At 73.6% G+C, this 19,893-nt stretch carries 18 protein-coding genes; 6 read left to right on the forward strand and 12 right to left on the reverse strand.

Annotated features, from left to right (window positions below):
- Window positions 1-25 precede the first annotated feature (25 nt).
- A complete protein-coding gene (gene trxA / locus BKA22_RS16300) occupies window positions 26-400 on the forward strand; it encodes a thioredoxin (protein ID WP_146951787.1) in 375 nt (124 codons plus the stop codon).
- A 197-nt stretch (window positions 401-597) separates the two neighbouring features.
- The gene (locus BKA22_RS16305) at window positions 598-3,123 is read left to right on the forward strand and encodes an FAD-dependent oxidoreductase (protein ID WP_146951788.1); all 2,526 of its coding nucleotides are present in this window, start codon (window positions 598-600) and stop codon (window positions 3,121-3,123) included.
- A gap of 49 nt (window positions 3,124-3,172) precedes the next feature.
- Here the strand turns inward: BKA22_RS16305 and BKA22_RS16310 are convergent, their stop codons facing one another.
- The 3 genes from BKA22_RS16310 to BKA22_RS16320 form a co-directional block, all read right to left on the reverse strand.
- Window positions 3,173-3,856: a response regulator transcription factor gene (locus BKA22_RS16310; protein ID WP_146951789.1), complete on the reverse strand. Its 684-nt coding sequence runs from the start codon at window positions 3,854-3,856 to the stop codon at window positions 3,173-3,175.
- Complete coding sequence (locus tag BKA22_RS16315) at window positions 3,853-5,289, reverse strand: sensor histidine kinase (RefSeq protein ID WP_146951790.1); 1,437 nt, start codon at window positions 5,287-5,289, stop codon at window positions 3,853-3,855. Before BKA22_RS16315 ends, BKA22_RS16310 begins: the two co-directional genes overlap by 4 nt.
- A 116-nt stretch (window positions 5,290-5,405) precedes the next feature.
- Complete coding sequence (locus BKA22_RS16320) at window positions 5,406-5,852, reverse strand: methylglyoxal synthase (protein ID WP_146951791.1); 447 nt, start codon at window positions 5,850-5,852, stop codon at window positions 5,406-5,408.
- 165 nt (window positions 5,853-6,017) lie between these two features.
- Here BKA22_RS16320 and BKA22_RS16325 point away from each other — a divergent pair, with 165 nt between their 5' ends.
- Window positions 6,018-6,233 carry a hypothetical protein gene (locus BKA22_RS16325; protein WP_146951792.1) on the forward strand — a complete coding sequence of 72 codons (216 nt, stop codon included), beginning with the start codon at window positions 6,018-6,020 and terminating at the stop codon, window positions 6,231-6,233.
- A gap of 187 nt (window positions 6,234-6,420) precedes the next feature.
- Window positions 6,421-7,464: a zinc-binding dehydrogenase gene (locus BKA22_RS16330; RefSeq protein ID WP_146951793.1), complete on the forward strand. Its 1,044-nt coding sequence runs from the start codon at window positions 6,421-6,423 to the stop codon at window positions 7,462-7,464.
- Window positions 7,465-7,533: 69 nt separating this feature from the next.
- On the opposite strand, the gene BKA22_RS16335 is transcribed toward BKA22_RS16330, so the two are convergent.
- From BKA22_RS16335 to BKA22_RS16370, 8 genes are all read right to left on the reverse strand, one after another.
- The gene (locus tag BKA22_RS16335) at window positions 7,534-8,097 is read right to left on the reverse strand and encodes a hypothetical protein (RefSeq protein ID WP_146951794.1); all 564 of its coding nucleotides are present in this window, start codon (window positions 8,095-8,097) and stop codon (window positions 7,534-7,536) included.
- Entirely contained in the window at window positions 8,094-8,963 is an 870-nt protein-coding gene (locus BKA22_RS16340; protein WP_146951795.1) for a CHAD domain-containing protein, read from the reverse strand. Before BKA22_RS16340 ends, BKA22_RS16335 begins: the two co-directional genes overlap by 4 nt.
- A complete protein-coding gene (locus tag BKA22_RS16345; RefSeq protein ID WP_146951796.1) occupies window positions 8,960-10,459 on the reverse strand; it encodes a hypothetical protein in 1,500 nt (499 codons plus the stop codon). The genes BKA22_RS16340 and BKA22_RS16345 overlap by 4 nt, the downstream gene beginning before the upstream one ends.
- Window positions 10,460-10,495: 36 nt before the next feature.
- Window positions 10,496-11,791, reverse strand: coding sequence for an APC family permease (locus tag BKA22_RS16350; RefSeq protein ID WP_146951797.1), 1,296 nt, complete (start codon window positions 11,789-11,791; stop codon window positions 10,496-10,498).
- A gap of 68 nt (window positions 11,792-11,859) precedes the next feature.
- Window positions 11,860-13,203: a M20/M25/M40 family metallo-hydrolase gene (locus BKA22_RS16355; protein ID WP_223203433.1), complete on the reverse strand. Its 1,344-nt coding sequence runs from the start codon at window positions 13,201-13,203 to the stop codon at window positions 11,860-11,862.
- A gap of 95 nt (window positions 13,204-13,298) precedes the next feature.
- Window positions 13,299-14,654, reverse strand: a complete 1,356-nt coding sequence (locus BKA22_RS16360) for an anaerobic C4-dicarboxylate transporter (protein WP_146951798.1) — start codon at window positions 14,652-14,654, stop codon at window positions 13,299-13,301.
- Between the two features lie 75 nt (window positions 14,655-14,729).
- Window positions 14,730-15,164 (reverse strand): hypothetical protein, encoded by a 435-nt coding sequence (locus BKA22_RS16365; RefSeq protein WP_146951799.1) that lies wholly within the window; start codon window positions 15,162-15,164, stop codon window positions 14,730-14,732.
- On the reverse strand, window positions 15,161-16,285 hold the full coding sequence (locus tag BKA22_RS16370; RefSeq protein WP_179561828.1) for a M20/M25/M40 family metallo-hydrolase: 1,125 nt from the start codon (window positions 16,283-16,285) through the stop codon (window positions 15,161-15,163). The genes BKA22_RS16365 and BKA22_RS16370 overlap by 4 nt, the downstream gene beginning before the upstream one ends.
- A 200-nt stretch (window positions 16,286-16,485) precedes the next feature.
- Between BKA22_RS16370 and BKA22_RS16375 the strand changes: the two genes are divergently transcribed.
- Window positions 16,486-16,767, forward strand: a complete 282-nt coding sequence (locus BKA22_RS16375) for a DUF8691 family protein (RefSeq protein ID WP_146951801.1) — start codon at window positions 16,486-16,488, stop codon at window positions 16,765-16,767.
- Between the two features lie 174 nt (window positions 16,768-16,941).
- Window positions 16,942-19,254: a helix-turn-helix transcriptional regulator gene (locus tag BKA22_RS20450; RefSeq protein WP_179561829.1), complete on the forward strand. Its 2,313-nt coding sequence runs from the start codon at window positions 16,942-16,944 to the stop codon at window positions 19,252-19,254.
- A 59-nt stretch (window positions 19,255-19,313) separates the two neighbouring features.
- On the opposite strand, the gene BKA22_RS16385 is transcribed toward BKA22_RS20450, so the two are convergent.
- Entirely contained in the window at window positions 19,314-19,823 is a 510-nt protein-coding gene (locus BKA22_RS16385; RefSeq protein WP_179561830.1) for a DUF1269 domain-containing protein, read from the reverse strand.
- Between the last annotated feature and the right edge of the window lie 70 nt (window positions 19,824-19,893).

Consider the following 19,893-nt stretch of genomic DNA (forward strand, 5'->3'; position numbering starts at 1 on the left):
CTCACCTCCCGAGGAGGAGCACGGCATGGCCACCACCACCCTCACCGGTGCCACATTCCTGGACACCGTCCAGGGCGAGGGCATCGTCCTGGTCGACTTCTGGGCCGCCTGGTGCGGGCCGTGCCGGATGTTCGCGCCGGTCTTCGAGAAGGCCTCCGACGCGCACCCGGACATCGTGTTCGGCAAGGTCGACACCGAGGCCGAGCAGCAGCTGGCCGCGCAGGCCGGCATCACCTCGATCCCCACGCTCATGGCGTTCCGCGACGGTGTGCTGGTGTACGCCGAGCCGGGTGCACTGCCGGCGCCGGCACTCGAGCAGATCGTGCAGGCCGTGCGCGACCTGGACATGGACGACGTGCGGCGTCGGCTCACCGAGCAGACGTCCCAGCCCACCGGCTGACCCGCAGGGCGGGCGCGGCGCACGACCAGGGTGTGCCTGACCCCGTCCGTCCCGGGCGACGAGGTTGTTCCTGTCGCTGGCCTGACCTGCGGTCTCTCGTGCGGAGGACCGGGACCCCGGACCTGGGTCCCGGTCCTCCTGCGTCCGGTCCCGATAGCGTCGAGGAATACCACCCGGGGTATCGAGGGGAGTGCACGGTGAAGATCGTCGTCGTCGGTGGAGTGGCAGCAGGGGCATCGGTCGCAGCACGCGCACGGCGCCTGGACGAGTTCGCGGAGATCGTCGTCCTCGAACGCGGCCACCACGTCTCGTTCGCCAACTGCGGCCTGCCGTACCACATCGGTGAGGTCATCACCGAGCGCAGCCGCCTGCTCCTGCAGACCCCGCAGAGCCTGCGCGAGTCCCTCGACATCGACGTGCGCGTCGGCGCCGAGGTCGTCGCCATCGACCGCCAGGCCCGCACCGTGACCGTGCGCGAGGTCGACAGCGGCCGCCGGTACACCGAGACCTACGACGCGCTCGCCCTGTGCCCCGGCTCCGAACCCGTCCGCCCGCCGCTGCCCGGCATCGACCACGAAGCCGTGCAGGTGCTGCGACGCATCGGCGACATGGACACCATCAAGGCACGCCTCGACGCGGCCCTGGCCGCCACGAGGGCCGGCGAACGCGGCCCCGTGCGCACCGTCGTCATCGGCGCCGGGTACATCGGCCTGGAGATGGCCGAGAACCTGCACCACCGCGGCGCCGAGGTGCACGTCGTGGAGATGGCCGACCAGATCCTCCCGCCGCTCGACCGCGAGATGTCCGTCCCCGTCGAGCACCACCTGCGCAGCCGCGGCATCGAGCTGCACCTGAGCACCGCCGCCGCCGCCTTCACCCCGCGACCCGACGGCGGCGTCACCGTCGAGCTGACCAGCGGCCAGTTCCTGCCCGCCGACCTCGTCGTCCTCGCCGCAGGCGTGCGCCCCAGCACCACCCTGGCCGTCGCCGCGGGTCTCGACCTCGGCGAGCACGGCGGCATCGCCGTCGACGAGCACATGCGCACGTCCGACCCGCACATCTGGGCCGCCGGCGACGCCGTCGAGACCCCTCACACCGTCCTGCCCGGCCGCGCCCTGGCACCCCTGGCAGGCCCCGCCAACCGGCAGGCCCGCGTCGCCGCGGAGAACATCTGCGGCCGCGACACCCGCTACCGCTCCACGCAGGGCACCTCGATTGTCAAGGTCTTCGACATGGTCGCCGGCGGCACCGGCGCCACCGAACGTCAGCTGACCGCCGCGCACGTGCCCTACCGCGCCGTGCACGTGCACCCCTCAGGGCACGCCGGCTACTACCCGGGCACCGCGATGATGAACCTCAAGGTGCTCTTCGCCCCCGACACCGGCCGCATCCTCGGTGCCCAGGCCGCCGGGTTCGACGGCGTCGACAAGCGCCTGGACGTCCTGGCCGGTGCCCTGCGTGCCGAGCAGAGCGTGTACGACCTCGAAGAGCTCGAGCTCGCCTACGCCCCGCCGTTCGGCTCGGCGAAGGACCCCGTCAACATGGCCGGGTTCGTCGCCTCCAACGTGCTGCGCGGCGACCTGACCCTCTGGTACGCCCAGGACTACCCGGCCGCCACCGCCGGCGCCCGCATCATCGACGTGCGTACGCCCGAGGAGTTCTCGATCTGGCACCTGCCCGGTGCAGAGAACGTCCCGCTGGCCGTGCTGCGCGAGCAGTGCACCACCTGGGACACGAGCACCCCCGTGCGCCTCTACTGCGCCGTCGGGTTCCGCAGCTACCTGGCCCACCGGGCCCTCGTGCAGCGCGGGTTCACCGACGTGGCCACGCTGTCCGGCGGATCCACCACGTTCCGCGCCTGGCACGAGCTCGAGCCCGACGCCGACGAGGCACCCGCACCCGTCATCGCCTACGCCGAGTCGCTCGCCGTCGTCGAGCAGATCCGCAAGGCCGACGCGCTCGCGGCCGGCACCGGGGTGTCCCTCGACCTGGACTGCAGCGGCCTGGCCTGCCCCGGTCCGATCATGAAGCTCGCCGAGAGCATCCGGGGCCTGGCCGACGGCGACGAGGTCGTCGTCACCGTCTCCGACCCCGGGTTCGCCAACGACGCACCCGCCTGGGCCCGCCGCAACGGGCACCAGCTCGTCGCCCTGGAACCGCGGGGCCCAGGCTACGTGGCCACGTTCCGCAAGGGGGCCGCCGGGGCAACCCCTGCCGTCGGCACGGGCACCGCGCCTGTCACCGCGACCGGCCCGGGCAAGACCTCCTTCGTGGTCTTCTCCGGCGACCTCGACAAGGTGCTCGCGGCGTTCATCATCGCCAACGGGGCCGTGGCGATGGGCGAGGACGTCTCGATGTTCTTCACGTTCTGGGGCCTGAACACCCTGCGCCGCCAGGACCCGCCGGCCCGCGAGCGCTCCGTGATGGACACGATGTTCGGCGCGATGATGCCCCGAGGGGCGGACAAGCTCACGCTCTCGCAGCTGCACATGGCCGGTGCGGGCACGGCCATGATCAAGAAGGTCATGCGCGACAACGCCGTGCCCACGCTGCCCGAGCTGATCGCCTCGGCACAGGCTGGGGGAGCCCGCCTGATCGCCTGCACCATGACGATGGATCTGCTCGGCATCGCCGCCGGAGACCTCCTCGACGGCGTGGAGCTCGGCGGTGTGGCCACCTTCCTCGGCGAGGCGAACGAGTCGGGAACCACGCTGTTCATCTGAGCGGCAACCCGCCCCACGCAGGCCCTTCAGCCGCGTGGGGCGGCGTCGGTCAGCCGGCGACCTGCAGGTACCGCAGCACCGCCAGCACCCGGCGGTGGTCCCCGGCGTCGGGAGCCAGGTCGAGCTTGCCGAAGATCGACGTCACGTGCTTCTCGACCGCACCGTAGGTGAGCACCATCGCCTCGGCGATGGCCCCGTTCGATCGCCCCTGCGCCATGAGCTCGAGCACCTCGCGCTCGCGGGCGGTCAGCCGGGCCAGGCCGGCGTCCACCGGTGCGGCCCCCAGCAGCTGGCTGACCACCTCGGGGTCGAGGACCGTGCGCCCGGCCGCGATCCGCTCGAGCGCGTCGAGGAACTCGCCGACGTCGGCCACCCGGTCCTTGAGCAGGTAGCCCACACCGCGTGCGTCGCCGCTGAACAGGCGGGCGGCGAACCGTGTCTCCACGTACTGCGAGAACAGGAGCACCCCGACCTGCGGGTGGGCGGCCCGCAGCTGCAGCGCGGCACGCAGGCCCTCGTCGGTGTGGGTCGGGGGCATGCGCACGTCGACCACCGCGACGTCCGGCGGGTCGCCGCCGGCCACGAGCCGGTCGACCTCGGCCACGAGCTGGTCCCCGTCGCCCACGGCGGCCAGCACCTGGTGCCCGCGGCGTCCGAGCAGGGCCACGAGCCCGTCGCGCAGGATCGCCGCGTCGTCCGCGACGACGACGCGCAGCGCGCCGGCCGGGCTCATCCGGCGACCGTCAACGGCAGGTTCACGGTCACCACGGTAGGCCCGCCAGGAGGGCTGTCCACCTCGAGCGTCCCGTCGACCGTCGCGACCCGGTCACGCAGCCCCGCCAGGCCGCTGCCGCCCTGCGGGCGCGGCGCACGCGGAGCCGCACCACCGACGCCGTCGTCGCGCACCCGCAGCCGCAGCGCGCCGTCGACCTCGTCCAGGCGGACGTACGCGCCGCTCGCGCGGGCGTGCCGGGCCACGTTGGCCAGCAGCTCGGCCGCGCAGAAGTACACGATCGTCTCGACCTCCGGGCCGGGCACGGCGCTCATGTCGACGTCGACCGTCACCGGCACGGCGCTGCGCGCGGCCAGGCTGTCGAGCGCGACCGCCAGACCGTTGTCCAGTGCCGGCGGATGGATGCTGCGGGCGATCTCACGCAGCTCGACCATGGCGTCCTTCGTCGAGGCGTGCGCGGTGTCCAGCAGCGCGAGCGCCTCGGCGGCGTCCCCGCCGGAAGCCAGCTGCTCGCGTGCCTCACCGAGCTGCATCGCCACCGCGACCAGGCGCGCCTGCGTGCCGTCGTGCAGGTCCCGCTCGATCTGCCGCAGGCGGGCGTCGCCCTCCGCGACCGCCTGCCCGCGGCTGCGCTCCAGGTGCTGCACCCGGGCCGAGGTCTGCGTCGGGCCCAGCAGGGCGAGCGTCAGGAGTCGGAACAGGTGGCCCATGGCGAGCGTCACCTGGGCCCACAGCAGGGCGAACAGCACGCCGAGCGCGGCCAGGGCGACCTGGCGGGGCGTGGTGTCGACGAACCAACCGGTGCCGAGCTGGGTACCCCGGTGCCACGAGCCGTCCGGCGCCTGCTGCGCCGGCAACCACCGCGACCAGTACCAGTGCGTCATGCCGCCGAGCGCGACCGCGAGGAACGTCACCGAGACCGTGAACGCGACGATCGCCAACGGGAACGCCGCGGTGACGAACGCCAGGGCGCGCCAGCCGGGCGCGTCGCCGAGCAGCCCGCCGAGCCGACGCCAGAACCCGCGACGGGCCACGTGCGGCGCGGGTGCCGGCACGTCGACGGCGAGCAGGCCACGCCCGAGCCCGCGGAACGCCGCGCCCCAGCCGCGCGCCCCGAGGACCAGCCACCCGCCGAGGAACAGACCGACGACCGTCACCGCGATGCCCGCGGTGAAGGAGACCGTGAACACCGCGTAGGTGAACCCGACGGGGCTCAGCAGGAGAGCCACCCACAGGTAGCCGAACTCCTGCCAGGTGCGTCGTGCGAACGGCGCGGACCAGAACGGTGCCGTCTGGCGACGGTGCACCACGGCGCCGGACGTCGGCTCGAGCGCTGCCGGTTCGCCGACAGCCTTGCCGGCACTGCCGGCACTGCCGACGCTGTCGGACCCGTCAAACCTGTCGGACGGTGCGGGCGGGGACGTGCGGGACATCGTGCTCCTCGGTTCGCCGCACCCGGGCCGGGTGCAGCCCCCATCGTCGCGGCCCGCGGCACCCGCCGGGCACCCGGCGCGCCCGCGGACCGACCGGGGGACAACCCCCGGGTGCCTCAGGCGCTGGGCTGCTCCCCGTCCCAGGTGCGCGGTGTGAAGTCGGGTCGGCCCGTCCACTCCTCGGAGAGCATCGGGGAGGAGATCAGCATGTCCGCGGTCGCCGAGTTGCAGGCCATCGGCACGTTCCACACCGCGCCGATGCGCAGCAGCGCCTTCACGTCGGGGTCGTGCGGCTGCGGCTCGAGCGGGTCCCAGAAGAAGACCAGCATGTCGATGACGCCCTCGGCGATCTTCGCGCCGATCTGCTGGTCGCCACCGACCGGACCCGACAGCAGCCGGGTCACGGGCAGCCCGAGCTCGAACTCGAGCATCGTGCCCGTCGTCCCGGTGGCGTACAGGTGGTGCCGGGAGAGGGTCCCGCGGTTGAACTCGGCCCAGCGCAGCAGGTCGACCTTCTTGTTGTCGTGCGCGACCAGCGCGATGTGGTGCGTGACGGGGGACATCGGGGGCTCCTCTCACCGGACGGTCGGGGGTGCCGCCCGGTGGGGCACACGATAGGGGGACGAGCACGGGGCAGCGCGGCGGTGTCTCAGGCGGCGGGGCACCCTCAGGTGGCGGTCACGTGCCGCACCCGGCCACGATGGGAGCCTCACGGACAGGGGACCACCATGGCGAACGGGAACGGTCGGTCGAGCGGGGCGAGCGCGGCAGGGGCCGCAGGTTCGGGCGGCGCCGGAGCGGTCTACGGGCTCGGGCTGATCGGGGCGCTCGTCTTCTTCTGGCAGCAGGCCGACGGCTTCGGGGAGTACCTGCTGGCGATCCTCAAGGCGATCGTGTGGCCCGCGTTCCTGGTCTACGAGGCCTTCTCCGCCCTGCTGGGCTGAGCCGCCGGCCGAAGAGCACCCGCCCGTCCAGGACCGCCGCCGGACGGGCCGGAGTAACGTCACCGGACGAGTGCACTCCGCTCGACACCGCTGGTCAGCGCGACCCCCAGGCCCCCCGGACGCACCCCGGCTCCGGGCCCGGGAGGGGTCCGTCCGTCCTCGAACCAGCGAACGACCGGAGGACACGATGACGACCACGATGCTCGCCGAACGCCTCGACACCCGGGCGCGGAAGGTGCGCCTGGAGGAGATCCCGATCCCGGAGCCCGGGCCCGGCGAGGTCCTCGTCAAGGTGGCGTACTGCGGCATCTGCCAGAGCGACCTCAGTCTCATCCAGGGACACCTGCCGGCCTCGCGCGACGTCGTCACACAAGGCCACGAGGCGTCCGGCGTCATCGTGCGCACCGGACCCGGCGTGATCGGCTGGGCCGAGGGCGACCGGGTCATCCCGTCCGCCGGTCGACCGTGCGGCCGCTGCCGCGCATGCCGGCGGGGGGCGTTCACCGACTGCTACGACCTGCAGCTCATGGCCTTCGCCTACGACGGCGCCTGGGCCGAGTACCACGTCGCCCAGGCGCTCGGCCTGACCCGCGTGCCCGACAACGTCGACATGGCGCAGGCCGCGCTGCTCGCCGACGCCGTCTCCACCCCGTTCGCCGCCGTGGTCCGCACCGCCCAGGTGCACGCAGGCAACGCCGTCGGGATCTGGGGCGTCGGAGGCGTGGGCACCCACCTCGTCCAGCTCGCCCGCCTGGCCGGAGGCGTGCCGATCATCGCGGTCGACCTCAACGACGCCGCGCTCGAGCGTGCGCGCCGCCTCGGCGCGGACCACACCTTCCGTGCCGACGACCCCGACCTGGGCGCGAAGATCACCGAGGCGACCGGCGGCCGCATGATCGACGTCGCGTTCGACGCCGTCGGCCTGCCCCAGACCGTGCGCCAGTGCATCGCCTACCTCGACACCAACGGCCGCGCCGTCAGCGTCGGGCTCAGCGAGCAGGACATCGACGCCGGACCGTTCCTCGACTTCAACCTGCACCGCAAGCAGCTGCGCGGGCACCTGGGCTACAAGAGCCAGGACATCGGCATGCTCGCCGAGCTGCTCAGCTACGGCCGCCTCGACCTGTCGGGCTCGATCTCCCAGGTCGTCGCGCTCGCGGACGTCGAGGAGGGGATCGCCGCACTCGCCGAGAAGCGCGGCAACCCGATCCGGATCCTGGTCCAGCCCTGACCCGCAGCGGTCGGGGTCGGCGCACGCCCGCTGCCGACCCCGACCGCGACCTTGGCGAGGGAGAGGGCCTCAGTGCACCAGCACCTTGAGGAACAGGATCGCCAGGCCGAACGAGCCCGACACCAGGGCGTTGAGGGCCACCCGCGGCCAGCTGAGCCCCTCCTGCCGGCCGATCACGTAGCCGTAGGTGAACAGCGCGCCGATGCCCACCGCCGTGGCCACGTCGATCGAGCGCTGCGGGTCGATGACGTCCAGCCGACCGAGGGCGAGCACCAGCAGGATCGGCCACGAGGACTGCAGCATCGGCCACTCGGACCGGGCCAGCGCCCACAGCTCCCAGCGGTGCAGCGAACGCCGGGCCACGACGCGCGCCGCCAGACCACGGGCGTACACGTGCGCCATCCAGAACACCACCGACGTGCCCGCGACCAGGACGAGCGCCCGGTCCAGGTTCTCCGGGTGGTTGCCGATCGTCACGACCACCGTCGTCGCCAGGATCGTGCCGTAGATCGCCCCGGCCAGCCGGTGCACCGCGAGCTCGACCGGCGCCTCCTCGTCGGGCACCTGCCCGTCGCGACCTGCCTCGTCCGGCTCGTCGGCGGGCGTGGGGTGCCAGCCGTGCCGGCCCGTCACCGCAGCCGCTCCCACCCCGGAGCCGCCCGCACGTGCGCCCACGCGGCGGCGACGTCCTGCTCCGTGCGCACCAGCTCGCGCTCCTGCCGGGCGTCCAGCCGACCGCACACGAACGCCACCCCCGGGTCACCCGCGCTCGCGGCCAGGTGGCGCAGGCGGGCCCGCGTGGCGACCACGTCGTGGTGGCCGCCCAGGGCGTCCTGCAACGTCTGCAGGGCCGCGCTCAGCACGGTGGCGTCGGGTCCGAGCACGGCGGTGAGCGGCTCGAGGGCGTAGCGGGTGCGCTTGGTCGCCTTGCGCGCCTCGTGCCAGAGCCGGTCGCGCCCGTCCGCGTCCTGCACGCCCTGTGCGTCGTCCATGAGGGTGAGGACCTCGGCATAGCTGCGTGCGACCAGCCCGGGCAGCTCGGCCTCGGCGGGACGATCGGCCCGCCGGCGGGTCGGGGGAGCTGCGGCGAACGCGGCGAGCGCCCGCGTGAGCCTGACGTGGCGTGCGCCGTCCAGGTCGGCCAGGACCCGGGCGCGCGCGGCACGCCGGTCCGCCGCGAGCAGGTCCTCGACCCGGGCGGTCGCCTCTCCGGGGGGCTCGTCGTGCAGCACGTGACGCACGCGTTCGTGCAGCACCTCGGCGTCCCGGGCACGACCGAGCCGGCGGCCCAGCCGTCGCAGGCCGCGCCGCAGGGGCCGGACCTCGGAGGAGGTGAACAGCGGGCCGAACGTCGTCAGGTCGGACCGCAGGCGGCGCGTGGTCACCCGCATCCGGTGCACGCCGCCGGGTCGGTCGTGGCGGACGAGCGCCTCCTGGTCGCGCAGCGTCCTGACCTGCTCGCGCAGGTGGGCGAGCACGAGCTCGCCGGCGGTGCTCATCCGGCGACCGGTGCGGGGTCCTCACCGTCCGGGGCCGAGGTCGCAGGGCCGGGCGGCCGCGCCACGAGCTCGAGCAGCACCACGAGCGCACCGGCGACGAGCGCCACGGTGATGACCAGCGGGGGAGTGGGCGAGGCGGCCAGCAGGACGACCAGCCCGGCGACCGCGAGGACGAGGACGCGCACCAGGCTCTTGTGCCGGAACAACCAGGCACCGACCGGGCCCGTCGAGACCCCGCGCCCCTCCGCCCAGGTGCGTGCCGCGGCGAACCCGCGGGCCGACTCCGCCCGCAGGGTGCGCGCCGAGTCGGACCGCCCCCCGAGGTAGGCCGCGGCGGCCACGACCAGCGCGGCGACCCCGACCGTGCGCAGCGAGAGCCGGATGAAGGCGACGAGCTGGTCGAACACGACGGCCGCGGCGTCCAGGCGCACGACCTGGTCGCTGAGCGCGCGCAGGTAGAACGTGCGGCCGACGGTCAGGCCGAGACCGAGCACGAGCATCGCGCCCGCGAGGCTCAGACCTGCCACGACGAGCGCACGGGAGCGGTTGCGGGCGGTGAGCACGCCCGCCGCGATCAGCAGGAGGCTGATCCACGGCAGCCAGCTGCCGGCGACGTCGAGCAGCTGGTAGGCGTTCTGCACCCGGACCAGCTCGGAGGTCTGCACGAGCGTGAACGAGGCGTTGACCGTGGGGATGTTCGCGGCGATGCCGAACCCGCCCTCGACGAGCCTGGTCTTGAGCATGTCGATCATCCCGGCCAGCTGGATCGTCAGCTGCCCCTCGCTGCCGATCTGCAGCACCGACCCGGGCTGCCCCTCCATGACGGCGACCATCTGCTCGTGCGCGGTCCGGTTCGCCTCGACCCACGCCGTGCTGAACGCGTCCGACTCCACGACCCGGGTCGCGGCCTTGAGCACGAACGAGCGCACCCCGTTGGTCAACGGCACCTCGAGCGCCGAGAGGGTCGTGGTCACCCGCGGCGGCAGGCCCTGCTGGTCCAGGGCGCTGACGGCGTCGTCCAGCAGCGCGCCGACGTCGATCTGCTTCATCACCTCGGCGGTGAGCCGGTTGGCGACCGCCGACTGGATCACGGGGTCCTGCGCGAGGGGGCCGACCGTGGCGACGTACCGGTCGGTGTCGGTCACCTCGGCCTGCGCCCACGCGACGACGACCGACACCGGTGCGAGCACCACGCCGAGCACGATCAGCAGCGCCGCGAAGAACGCGCGGGTGCGGTGGTGGCGGGCGGGCGGGCCCGCGACCACCACCGTGGCCGGAGCGGCGGGTGCGGCGGACAGCGCGGCGACCTGGGCGCGCAGGTCGGCGTTCTCGCGGGTGAGCGCTGCGAGCCGCTCGGCCGCGGTCTGCGACGGCTTCCTGCCCTCCGGCGCGTCGTGCTCGGTCATCGGGGTGTCCTTCCAGGTGAGCGGGCGCGGCAGGACCTGCTGGCCCATCGTCGACCCCGCGGCCCGGGTCGGCATCACGAACGGCCTCACCAGCGGCCTCACGGCCGTCGCGGGATGCCCGTCCGGTCAGTGCGCGGGCGCGGGCGGCGCCGGCGGCGCTGTCGTCCGACGCCGACGGATCGAGCTCCAGACCAGGTCGAGCACGACCGCCAGCGCGAGGATCGCGACCATCCCCACGAACGTCTCGGGGGCGTCCCGCGCGGTCTGCACCGAGAACACGACCAGGACGACGGCGGTCGCGACGATGCCGGTGATCACCACGAGCACGTTCGACCCGGTCTGGGCTCGCAGCCTCAGGGCGGCGACCGACACGATGAGGAAGATGCCGAGCGCGACGACCGAGCCGAGCGAGGCGATCGCGCTCAGGTCGACCAGGTTGGCCAGGCCGAGCACCAGGACGCAGGAGATCACCAGGCCGCGGGTGCTGCCCACGCGTGCCCTCGCGCCGAAGACCGGCGGGAACTGCCCGGACTGCGCGAGCTTGGCCGTCGAGCCGACGGCCGCGTAGATGTTGGCGTTGACCGAGGACGACGTGGCCAGCAGGGCGGCGACGGCCATCATCGCGAACCCCGCCTGCCCCAGTGCGGGCAGCGCGGCCACGGCCAGGGCCGTCTCGCCGTTGTCGATGACCTCCTGCACGGTCAGCGTGCCGAACACCCCGAGCGAGACCAGCACGTACAGCCCGGTGGTGACCGCCAGGGCGAGGTAGGTGGCGCGAGGCAGGTTCTTCGCCGGGTCGGGCAGGTCCCCGCCGGTGAAGGAGATGACGGCGAACCCCAGGAACGCGAAGAACGTCAGGGCGACGCTCGAGACGATGTCGGCCGCCGGTGGGTAGGTCGACGGGGCGAGCAGCGACGGGTCCATCTGGGCGAGCGTGACCACGACGAACACGGCGAACACGGCCAGCAGCACGAACACGATCCACGACTGGATCTTGTCGATGAACGTGGCACCGGCGATGTTCACCGCGGCGACGAGCAGCACGACGAGGGTCGTCAGCGCGTGCGCCCAGAGGCTGTCCGGAGGGGCGTCGGCGAGCAGCGAGGCGCCGTACGAGCCGAAGGAGACGGCCACCATCGAGGTGACGATGATCGAGGCGAAGTACAGCAGCCACGACGTGATCGCCGTCATGTGCCCCGGTCCGAAGCCCTCCAGCAGGAACGTGATGATCCCGCCGCCCGAGGGGTAGCGGGCGCCGAGCTTGGCCACCGAGTAGCCCAGCAGTGCGGCGACCACGCCGGCGAGCAGGAACGAGAGCCAGGTGGCCGACCCGGCCACGGCGCCGGCCTGGCCGAGCAGCGCGAAGATGCCCGCTCCGACCATCGCGCCGATGCCGAGCACCGCGGCGCCCCGCATGGTCATCGTCCGTCCGGACCCGCCGGGGTCCGGGCCGGCCGCAGGAGCCCGACCCGCGCCGTGCGCGGGCCCGCTCACGAGGCACCCAGACGTTGCAGCAGCAACGCCTGCGCGGCGACGATCCCCGCGATCTCCGCCGGGTCGACGCTCTCGTCCGAGGCGTGGATGCGGGAACGCGCCACGTCCTCGGGCCCCCACAGCACGAACTCGGCCCGCGGAGCGACCTGCGCGAGCGTGCGCAGCAGCGGGATCGACCCGCCGCACCCGGCTTCGACGACCGGGCGCCCGAACGCCTCGGTCATCGCCTCGCGCGCGGCGGCGTAGGCGGTGCCGTCGGTCCGGCACACGAAACCGGGTGCGGCCTTCGTGCGCTCCACCTCGACCTGCGCGCCCCAGGGGGCGTGGCTGCGCAGGTGCGCGACGAGCGCGTCCAACTCGGCCTCCGGGTCGGTGCCCGGCACGATGCGCATCGAGATCTTCGCCGACGCCTGCGGCACGAGGACGTTCGACGACCCGGCGATGCTGGTCATGTCCACGCCGATCGCGCTGATCGACGGCCGCGCCCACAGCCGGGCCGCGATCGGGCCGGTCCCGGTCAGCTCGACACCCTCGAGCAGGTCGGCGCCCTGCCGGAAGTCGGCCTCGGCGAACTCCCCGCCGTCCCAGTCGGTGCGCGTGACGCCCTGCACGGCGACGTCCCCGGCCTCGTCCTGCAGCGAGGCCAGCAACCGGGCGAGCGCCATCATCGCGTCCGGCGCGGGCCCGCCGAACACCCCCGAGTGCAACGGGTGCTCCAGGGTGCGCACCCTGACTACGCACGCCACGTCCCCGCGCAGCACGGTCGTCAACGCCGGCTCGCCCACGCGCAGGTTGCCCATGTCGCACACCACGAACACGTCCGCGTCGAACAGGTCGGGGTGCGCCAGCACGAACTCCTCGAGGTTGGACTCGGTCTCCTCCATGCCCTCGAGCACGAGCCGCACCGTGCACGGCGGGACGCCCTCGAACACCCCGAGGGTGCCCAGCAGGCTCACCACGCCGCTCTTGTCGTCGGCGGCACCGCGGCCGTAGATGCGCCCGTCGGCCTTGCGGGTCGGCGTCCACGGGTCGCTCGTCCAGCCCTGCTCCGGCGGGGCCGGCTGCACGTCGTAGTGCGCGTACAGCACCACGGTCGGCGAACCCTGCGGTCCGCGGATCTCGCCGTACACCGGCGGGTACCCGTGCGGCACCGGCATCGCTCGTGCGTCGGCGAACCCGACCTCGCGGAACATCCGCACGAGCGTCTCGACCATCTGCGTCATCGGCTCGGGCGGGTTCCCGGGGAAGGCCAGGGACGGGATCGCCACCAGCTCGTCGAGCTGCGTCAGCAGCCTGGGCATGAGGGCTGCCGTCCTCGTCCGGATCTCGTCGGTCTTCACGGCCGCCTCCTCGGGTCGCCGGTCACCAGGGCTGAACAGGGTGTGGACAGGTGTGGGCAGGGCTCAGGCGGGCCCGAGCGCGCCCACGGGGACCACTAGAAGAAGACCCCGCCGATGAGCGCACCGGTGGCGATCGTCGTCACCGAGAGCACGAGCATCGGCACGAAGAAGCTGTGGTCGAGCAGCTTGGTGCCCAGCTTCGTGGTGCCCGTCAGGTCGAAGTTCGCCGCCGCGATCTGCGTGCCGTTGGCGGGCAGCGTGTACACGCCGCCGAGCGCACCGGCCCACATGCCGGTGACCACGCCCGGCGCCAGGCCGGCGGCCAGGCCGATCGGCACCATCGTCCGGGTCGCCGTCGACTGGCTCGTGGTCAGCGCCGCCACCAGGAACACGGCCACCGCGAACAGGAACCGCCAGTCGGTGACCCATGCCCCGACCGTGTCGATGATGAACGCCTCGTGCGCCGAGATGAACGTGGCCGTCAGCCAGGCGATCCCGAACAGGGCGATCGCCGAGATCATGCCCGCCTTGAACACCGACATGTCCGGGACGGTCTTCACGTCCGGGCGGCCGATCAGCAGGATCAGCACCCCGATGACGAACATCACCATGACGATGGTCGTGGTCATGTCGATCGGCACCGGGCCCTCGCCGGAGTCGAACGACGGGCGCAGGTCGGGGAACAGGCCGAGCACCACGATCGCCAGCACACCGAACAGGAACGCCAGTGCCGAGTTGCGACCGCGGGCCGTGTACGTCAGGTTCGCCGAGGTGCTGGACGCGTCCGCGGCGGCCGCGTGCCGGGACACCAACGTGCCGGCCTCGATCTTGGCCTGGATCTGCGGGTCGTCGTCCAGCTCCTTGCCCAGCCGGTTCGCGACCAGCGCCGTCACGACGATCCCGACCAGGCACGCGGGGATCGTGATCGCCAGGATCTGCGTCAGCCCCAGGTTGTACGGCTCGACGTCGGTCAGGGTCAGCATCGCCGCCATCGCCGCCGAGACCGGCGAGGCAGCCAGCGCGATGCCCGACTGCACGACCGTCACCGTCAACGGCCGCGAGGGACGGATCCCGTTCTTGTACGACACGTCGTAGATCACCGGCAGCAGCGGGTAGATGATGTTCGACGTCCCGGCGCCCACCGAGAACGCGAACGCCGTCAACGGCGCGATCAGCGTGATCTGCTTCGGGTGCCGCTCGATCACCCGCGCCGCGACCGCGACCATCCAGTCGATGCCCCCGGCCGCCTGCATCATCGCCGCCGAGGTGACCACGGCCAGGATGATCGCGATCGCCGCGGCCGGCGGCTCGCCCGGCGCCTCGCCGAAGACGAACACGAGCACGAACGTGCCCAGACCGCCCCACAGCCCGACGCCGACACCGCCGGCCCGGGTCCCCATGACGATCGCTCCCAGCACCACGAGCGCCTCGAGCACGAACTTGGCGTCCATCTCGGTCCCCTCCCCGTCCCCGCTCGTCGCCGGTCGATCACCCTGCGTGGATCACTGTGCGGATCACCGTGTGGATCACTGCGTGCCCGTGCCGCACGCCGTCTCCAGCGAACGGCCCAGCGGCGCCCACGCCTGCGCCACGGCCGCCATCGCCTCGTCCACCTGCTGCGCGACCTGCTCGGGGGAGACCCCCGCGGAGACCGCCAACGACTGCTCCACGGCGCTCACCGTCGAGCGCAGCAACGACACCGCCGCGTCGTAGCGCTGCTCCGAGACCGCCTGCAGCTGGTCGAGCTGCACCTGGACCTCACCCGCGGCCGACGTCAGCTCGTCCGCGCTCGCGGTCGAGGGGTCCAGCTGCCTGAGGTCGTCCACCGCACCGGCCAGGTCCGTGAACTGCGTGCACGGGTCCTGCTCGGCAGGCTCAGGCCCGCCGCACGCGGCGGCGCCGCCCAGGCACGCGAGGGCCACGAGCACGGCGGCCGCGCCCCGGGCCGACGGCGTGCTCATCGCGCGTCCCGGGGATCGGGGTCCTGCGTCACGATCGCGACGAGCACCCGGGCGGCCAGCACCATGTCGTCGATCGCGATGTGCTCCGTCGTCGCGTGCTCGTCGACCATGCCGGTCGGCAGCGCGACGCACGCGATGCCCTTCGCGTTGAGCAGGTTGCCGTCGGTGCCGCCGCCGGACTTGCGCGGGATCACCGGCAGCCCGACCGAGGCGATCGCCCGTGCCGCCTCCCGGTAGGGACGGGCGTCCTCCTCGATCCGGTACGTCCGGTAGATCTCCTCGGCGAGGACCTCGACCGTGGCGCCCGTGGTCTCCGCGGCCTCCTGGCACGCGTGCCGCATCGCGTCGAGCTGGGCGTCCAGCTTGCCCTGGTCGTGGCTGCGCGCCATGCCCTCGAGCACCACGGTGTCGGGCACGACGTTGCGCGCCTCACCGCCGTGCACCGTGCCGATGTTCGCCACCGTCTCGGGGTCGATGCGTCCCAGCGGCATGGCCGCGACCGCCAGCGCCGCGGCCCGGACCGCGCTGACGCCCTTCTCGGGCTCGACCCCGGCATGCGCCTTGCGCCCGTGGAACGTGATGGTCAGGTACACCGACGTCGGCGACCAGTAGGTGATCGACCCCATCGCACCCGCGGTGTCGAGCACGAACCCGTGCGTGGCCGTCAGCCGGGTCACGTCCAGCGCGCGGGAGCCGACGAGCCCGCTCTCCTCGCCGACCGTCACCAGCAGCTCGAGCGTCGGGTGGAGCACCCCCGGGTCCTGCCGCAGCAGGGTCAGCAGCTCCAGGCATCCGGCGATGCCGGACTTGTCGTCGGCACCGAGGATCGTCGAGCCGTCCGTGCGCACGACCCCGTCCGCCCCCACGAGCGGGACGATGCCGCGGTCGGTGCCCGCGGTGTCCATGTGCGTGGCGATCAGGACGACGCCGTCCCGGGTCCCGGGCAGCACCGCGACCAGGTTGCCGATCTCGTCCCGGGTGACCGTGCAGCCCAGGTCGGCGAACCGCCGTTCGAGCAGCTCTGCGACCTCGCGCTCCTGCCCGGTGGGGCTGTCGACCGCGACGAGCTCGAGGAACGTGCGCAGGAGGCGGTCCCTGTCGACCGCGTCGGTCAGGTCCATCGTCGAGCCTCCGTCCTGCACGTGGGCGTCCGCCCGTCCCGGGCGGGAGCACCGTCCCTCGCACATTCGCACCGCCTCAGCCGCCGGGCATCACCCGGGCGCCGATTTCCCCTAGGGGAGGCGGACCGGGCGCGGACTTCCCCTCGCCGCAGCGCCACGCGGGGGATGCCACCGCGCCCGGTCCGGGGGAGCCTGCCGTGGTGGGCGCCGACCGATCCACCGGACCTGGAGCCGCACGAGCCGCCTCGGACGGGCCGGCCCGCGGCTACCGCGTCGTGCTCCGCGGCGAGCTGGGCGACGGGTTCGAGGCGCTGTTCGAGGGCATGCGGCTGCGCAGGCGGGCCGGCATCACGGAGCTGACCGGCTCCTCGATCGACCAGGCGCGGCTCGCCCGGATCATCGAGCTGACGCAGGAGCTGGGCCTGGAGCTGATCGAGGTCGCCGCCGTCGAGCCGGCCGACGACGACGGAGCCGACGGGTGAGGGCGGTGCCGACCCACCGGTGCTGAGGGCGTCCCCGCTCGGCGTGCCGCGCGTGGGCCCGCGGGCTAGCCTCGGCACAGAACGGGACGAACCCGTCCCGCGACCTGCGCGGAGCGGCACCTCATGGCCTCCTCAGCCGACAGGCGACAGCCGACCACGGGCCACGACCCCACCGTGACGGGGGGACGACATCCCGTCGCCGAGGGTCGACGCCTGCACGTCGCGGCACCGCTCGGGGCGGGACGCGCCGCGAGCGAGCCGCCGGTGCTCGTCGCCACCAAGCTGTGCCCACCCCGGGTGCGTGCCGCCTGGGTCGAGCGCCCCGCGCTCCACCAGCGGCTCGACGCCGGGGCCGACAGGGGCCTGACGCTCGTGGCCGCGCCCGCCGGCTACGGCAAGACCACCCTGCTCGCGTCCTGGTACGCCTACGCGGCCGAGCACCGCCCGCTGGCCTGGCTGACGCTCGACGCCGGCGACAACGACCCCGTCGTCCTGTGGACCTACCTCGTCGAGGCGCTCGGGCGCGTGTGCAGCCGCATCGGGCCGAGCCTCACCGCATCTGCCGGTGCCGGACGGGTCGTGAGCCAGTCGCACCTGACCCGCCTGGTCAACGCCCTCGAGGACCAGCCCGGCCTCGCACTGGTGCTCGACGACGTCCACCTGCTGTCGGCCGGGCCCGCCCGGGACACCCTCACCTGGTTCGTCGAGCACGCGCCGGCCACGTTCCAGCTCGTGGTGGCCAGCCGCCGGGACCCCGAGCTGCCGCTGGCGAGGTTGCGCGCCCACGGCGACCTGGTCGAGCTGCGGGTGGACGACCTGCGCTTCACCCGCGAGGAGGCGGCCGCCCTGCTCAACGGGCACGAGGACCTCGACCTGAGCGTCGCGGACGTCGACCTGCTCGTCGACCGCACCGACGGCTGGCCCGCCGGGCTCACCCTGGCCGCCCTCTCGCTGCGGCGCCTGGGCGACCGGCACGGCTTCGTCGACCGCTTCGGCGCATCCCACCGGCACGTGCTCGACTTCCTGGAGACCGAGGCGCTGCACGCCCACGACCCGGCCGACCAGGAGCTGATGATCCGCTGCAGCGTCCTCGAGGAGCTGTCCGGCCCGCTGTGCGACGCGGTGCTGGGCACCACGGGATCCGACGAGCGGCTGCGCCGGCTCGCGCACGTGAACCTGTTCCTGCAGCCGCACGACGACGAGGGCGGCACCTACCGGTTCCACCCCCTGTTCGCCCAGCTGCTGCGCATGCACCTGCACCGCCGCGGGCCAGAGGTCGCCCGCGCGCTGCACCGACGCGCCTACGCCTGGCACCGCACGCACGGGCCGACCCGGTGCGCCGTCGACCACGCGATCGACGCCGGGCTGTTCCCGGAGGCGGCCGCACTCGTGCTCGGCTGCTGGGCCGAGCAGGCCAACATCGGCCGATGCGCGACGGTCCTCGGCTGGCTCTCACGCTTCCCCCGCGACCTGCTCGCCGCCGACGTGCGGCTGCTGCTCGTCCAGGCGTGGGCACTCTCGCTCGCAGGACGCCGCCAGGAGGCAGACGCCGTCCTGCGGGAGGTCGAGGCCCTCGGGACGCAGGATCCCGGACCGCTGCCCGACGGGTTCGGTTCGGTCGCGGCCAGCCTGCACACGCTGCGTGCGGTCTTCCCGTGGGGAGACGTCGCCGAGATGGACGCCCACGCGCGTCAGGCCGTCGCGCTCGAGGAACCCGACTCGCCGTGGCGAGCCATGGCGTGCTGGGCCCGCGGCACCGCGCTCTACCTGCGCGGGGCGCCCGAGGAGGCCGACCCGTGGCTTGCCGACGCGGTCGACCGCGGGGAGGCGGCCGGTCAGTGGCTCGCGCTCGCGGGTGCGCTCGGCTGCCGCTCGCTCGTGGCCGGACTGACCGGACGCCACCAGGACCAGGTCGAGCTGGCCGCCCGGGCCACGGACGTCGCGCACGCGCACGGGCTCGAGCCGGTCGCCGCCGCCGCGCTCCTGGCCTCGGGGGTCGCGCTCGCCGACGAGGCACGACCGCAGGAGGCCCTCGCCGTGCTCGAGCGGGCGGTGGTGGTGGCACGGTTCTGGGCGCAGCCGCTGCCCCTGGCCTCGGCGCTGCTGCACGAGGGCGCGGTGCTGCGCGCCCTGGGCCGGACCGCGCAGGCCGGGCAGGTGCTCGCGGAGGCCGACGGCGTGCTGGCGGACTGCCCCGACCCCGGGTTCCTCGCCGGTACCCGGCGCGCACGTGCCCTCTGGTCGACCTCTGCCGTGGCCCGCTCGCAGCGCGGGCGCGCCGCTCCAGCCGTGCCTCCGCTCACCCCCAGCGAGCTGCGGGTGCTCGCGCACCTGGACGGCCGGCTCACCGAGGCCGACATCGCCCGCGAGCTGTACGTCACGCACGCCACCGTGCACAGCCACACCAAGGCGATCTACCGCAAGCTCGGGGTGACGACGCGGGCCCAGGCGCTCGCCCGTGCGAGCGGCCTGGGCCTGCTGCCGTAGCCCGCGGGTGTGGCCCCCAGATGTGGCCCCCAGATGTGGCGGGGTGTCGCTGGTGGGCCTCACGCGTCCTTCGTGGCGGCGTCCTTGACGTGCTTCGCGCTGGCCGGGTCGACCTGCTCCTTCGTGACGGTGGTCGCGTGCGGCAGCGCCTTCTCGACCTGCTCGGCCCACTCGATCTCGAAGAGCGCGACGATGCCCGAGCTGTTCAGCGGCAGGACGTCCTCGACCTGCGCGGTGATCTCGGCCTTCGTGTGGTGCGAGAGCAGCCCCCCGACGCCCAGACCTGCCCCGGCGCCGACGAGCGCACCCGCCAGGATGCTCGGCGGGAAGATCAGCCCGACGACCGCGCCGCCGACCGCACCCCAGGCCGAGCCCTTCGCCGCCTGGTGCAGGTCGTCCTCGACGTGGATCTTCCCGTCGGTGCGCCGGCTGACGAGCAGCAGCCCGTCGACCGTGATGACGTCCTCCGACGCCAGCTGCTTGATCGCGTCCCAGTCGGTGCGTGCGGCGTCCGGGTCGGCGTAGGCGGCGACGTAGAGGGCGACGATGGCGTCGTCGGTGCTGGTCATGGCGGTCTCCTCCAGGGTGGTCGATACCACCGCATCGTCACCGCGGACCCGCCCTCGGATCATCACCTGC

Source organism: Cellulomonas soli, assembly GCF_013409305.1.
GTDB lineage: Bacteria > Actinomycetota > Actinomycetes > Actinomycetales > Cellulomonadaceae > Cellulomonas > Cellulomonas soli.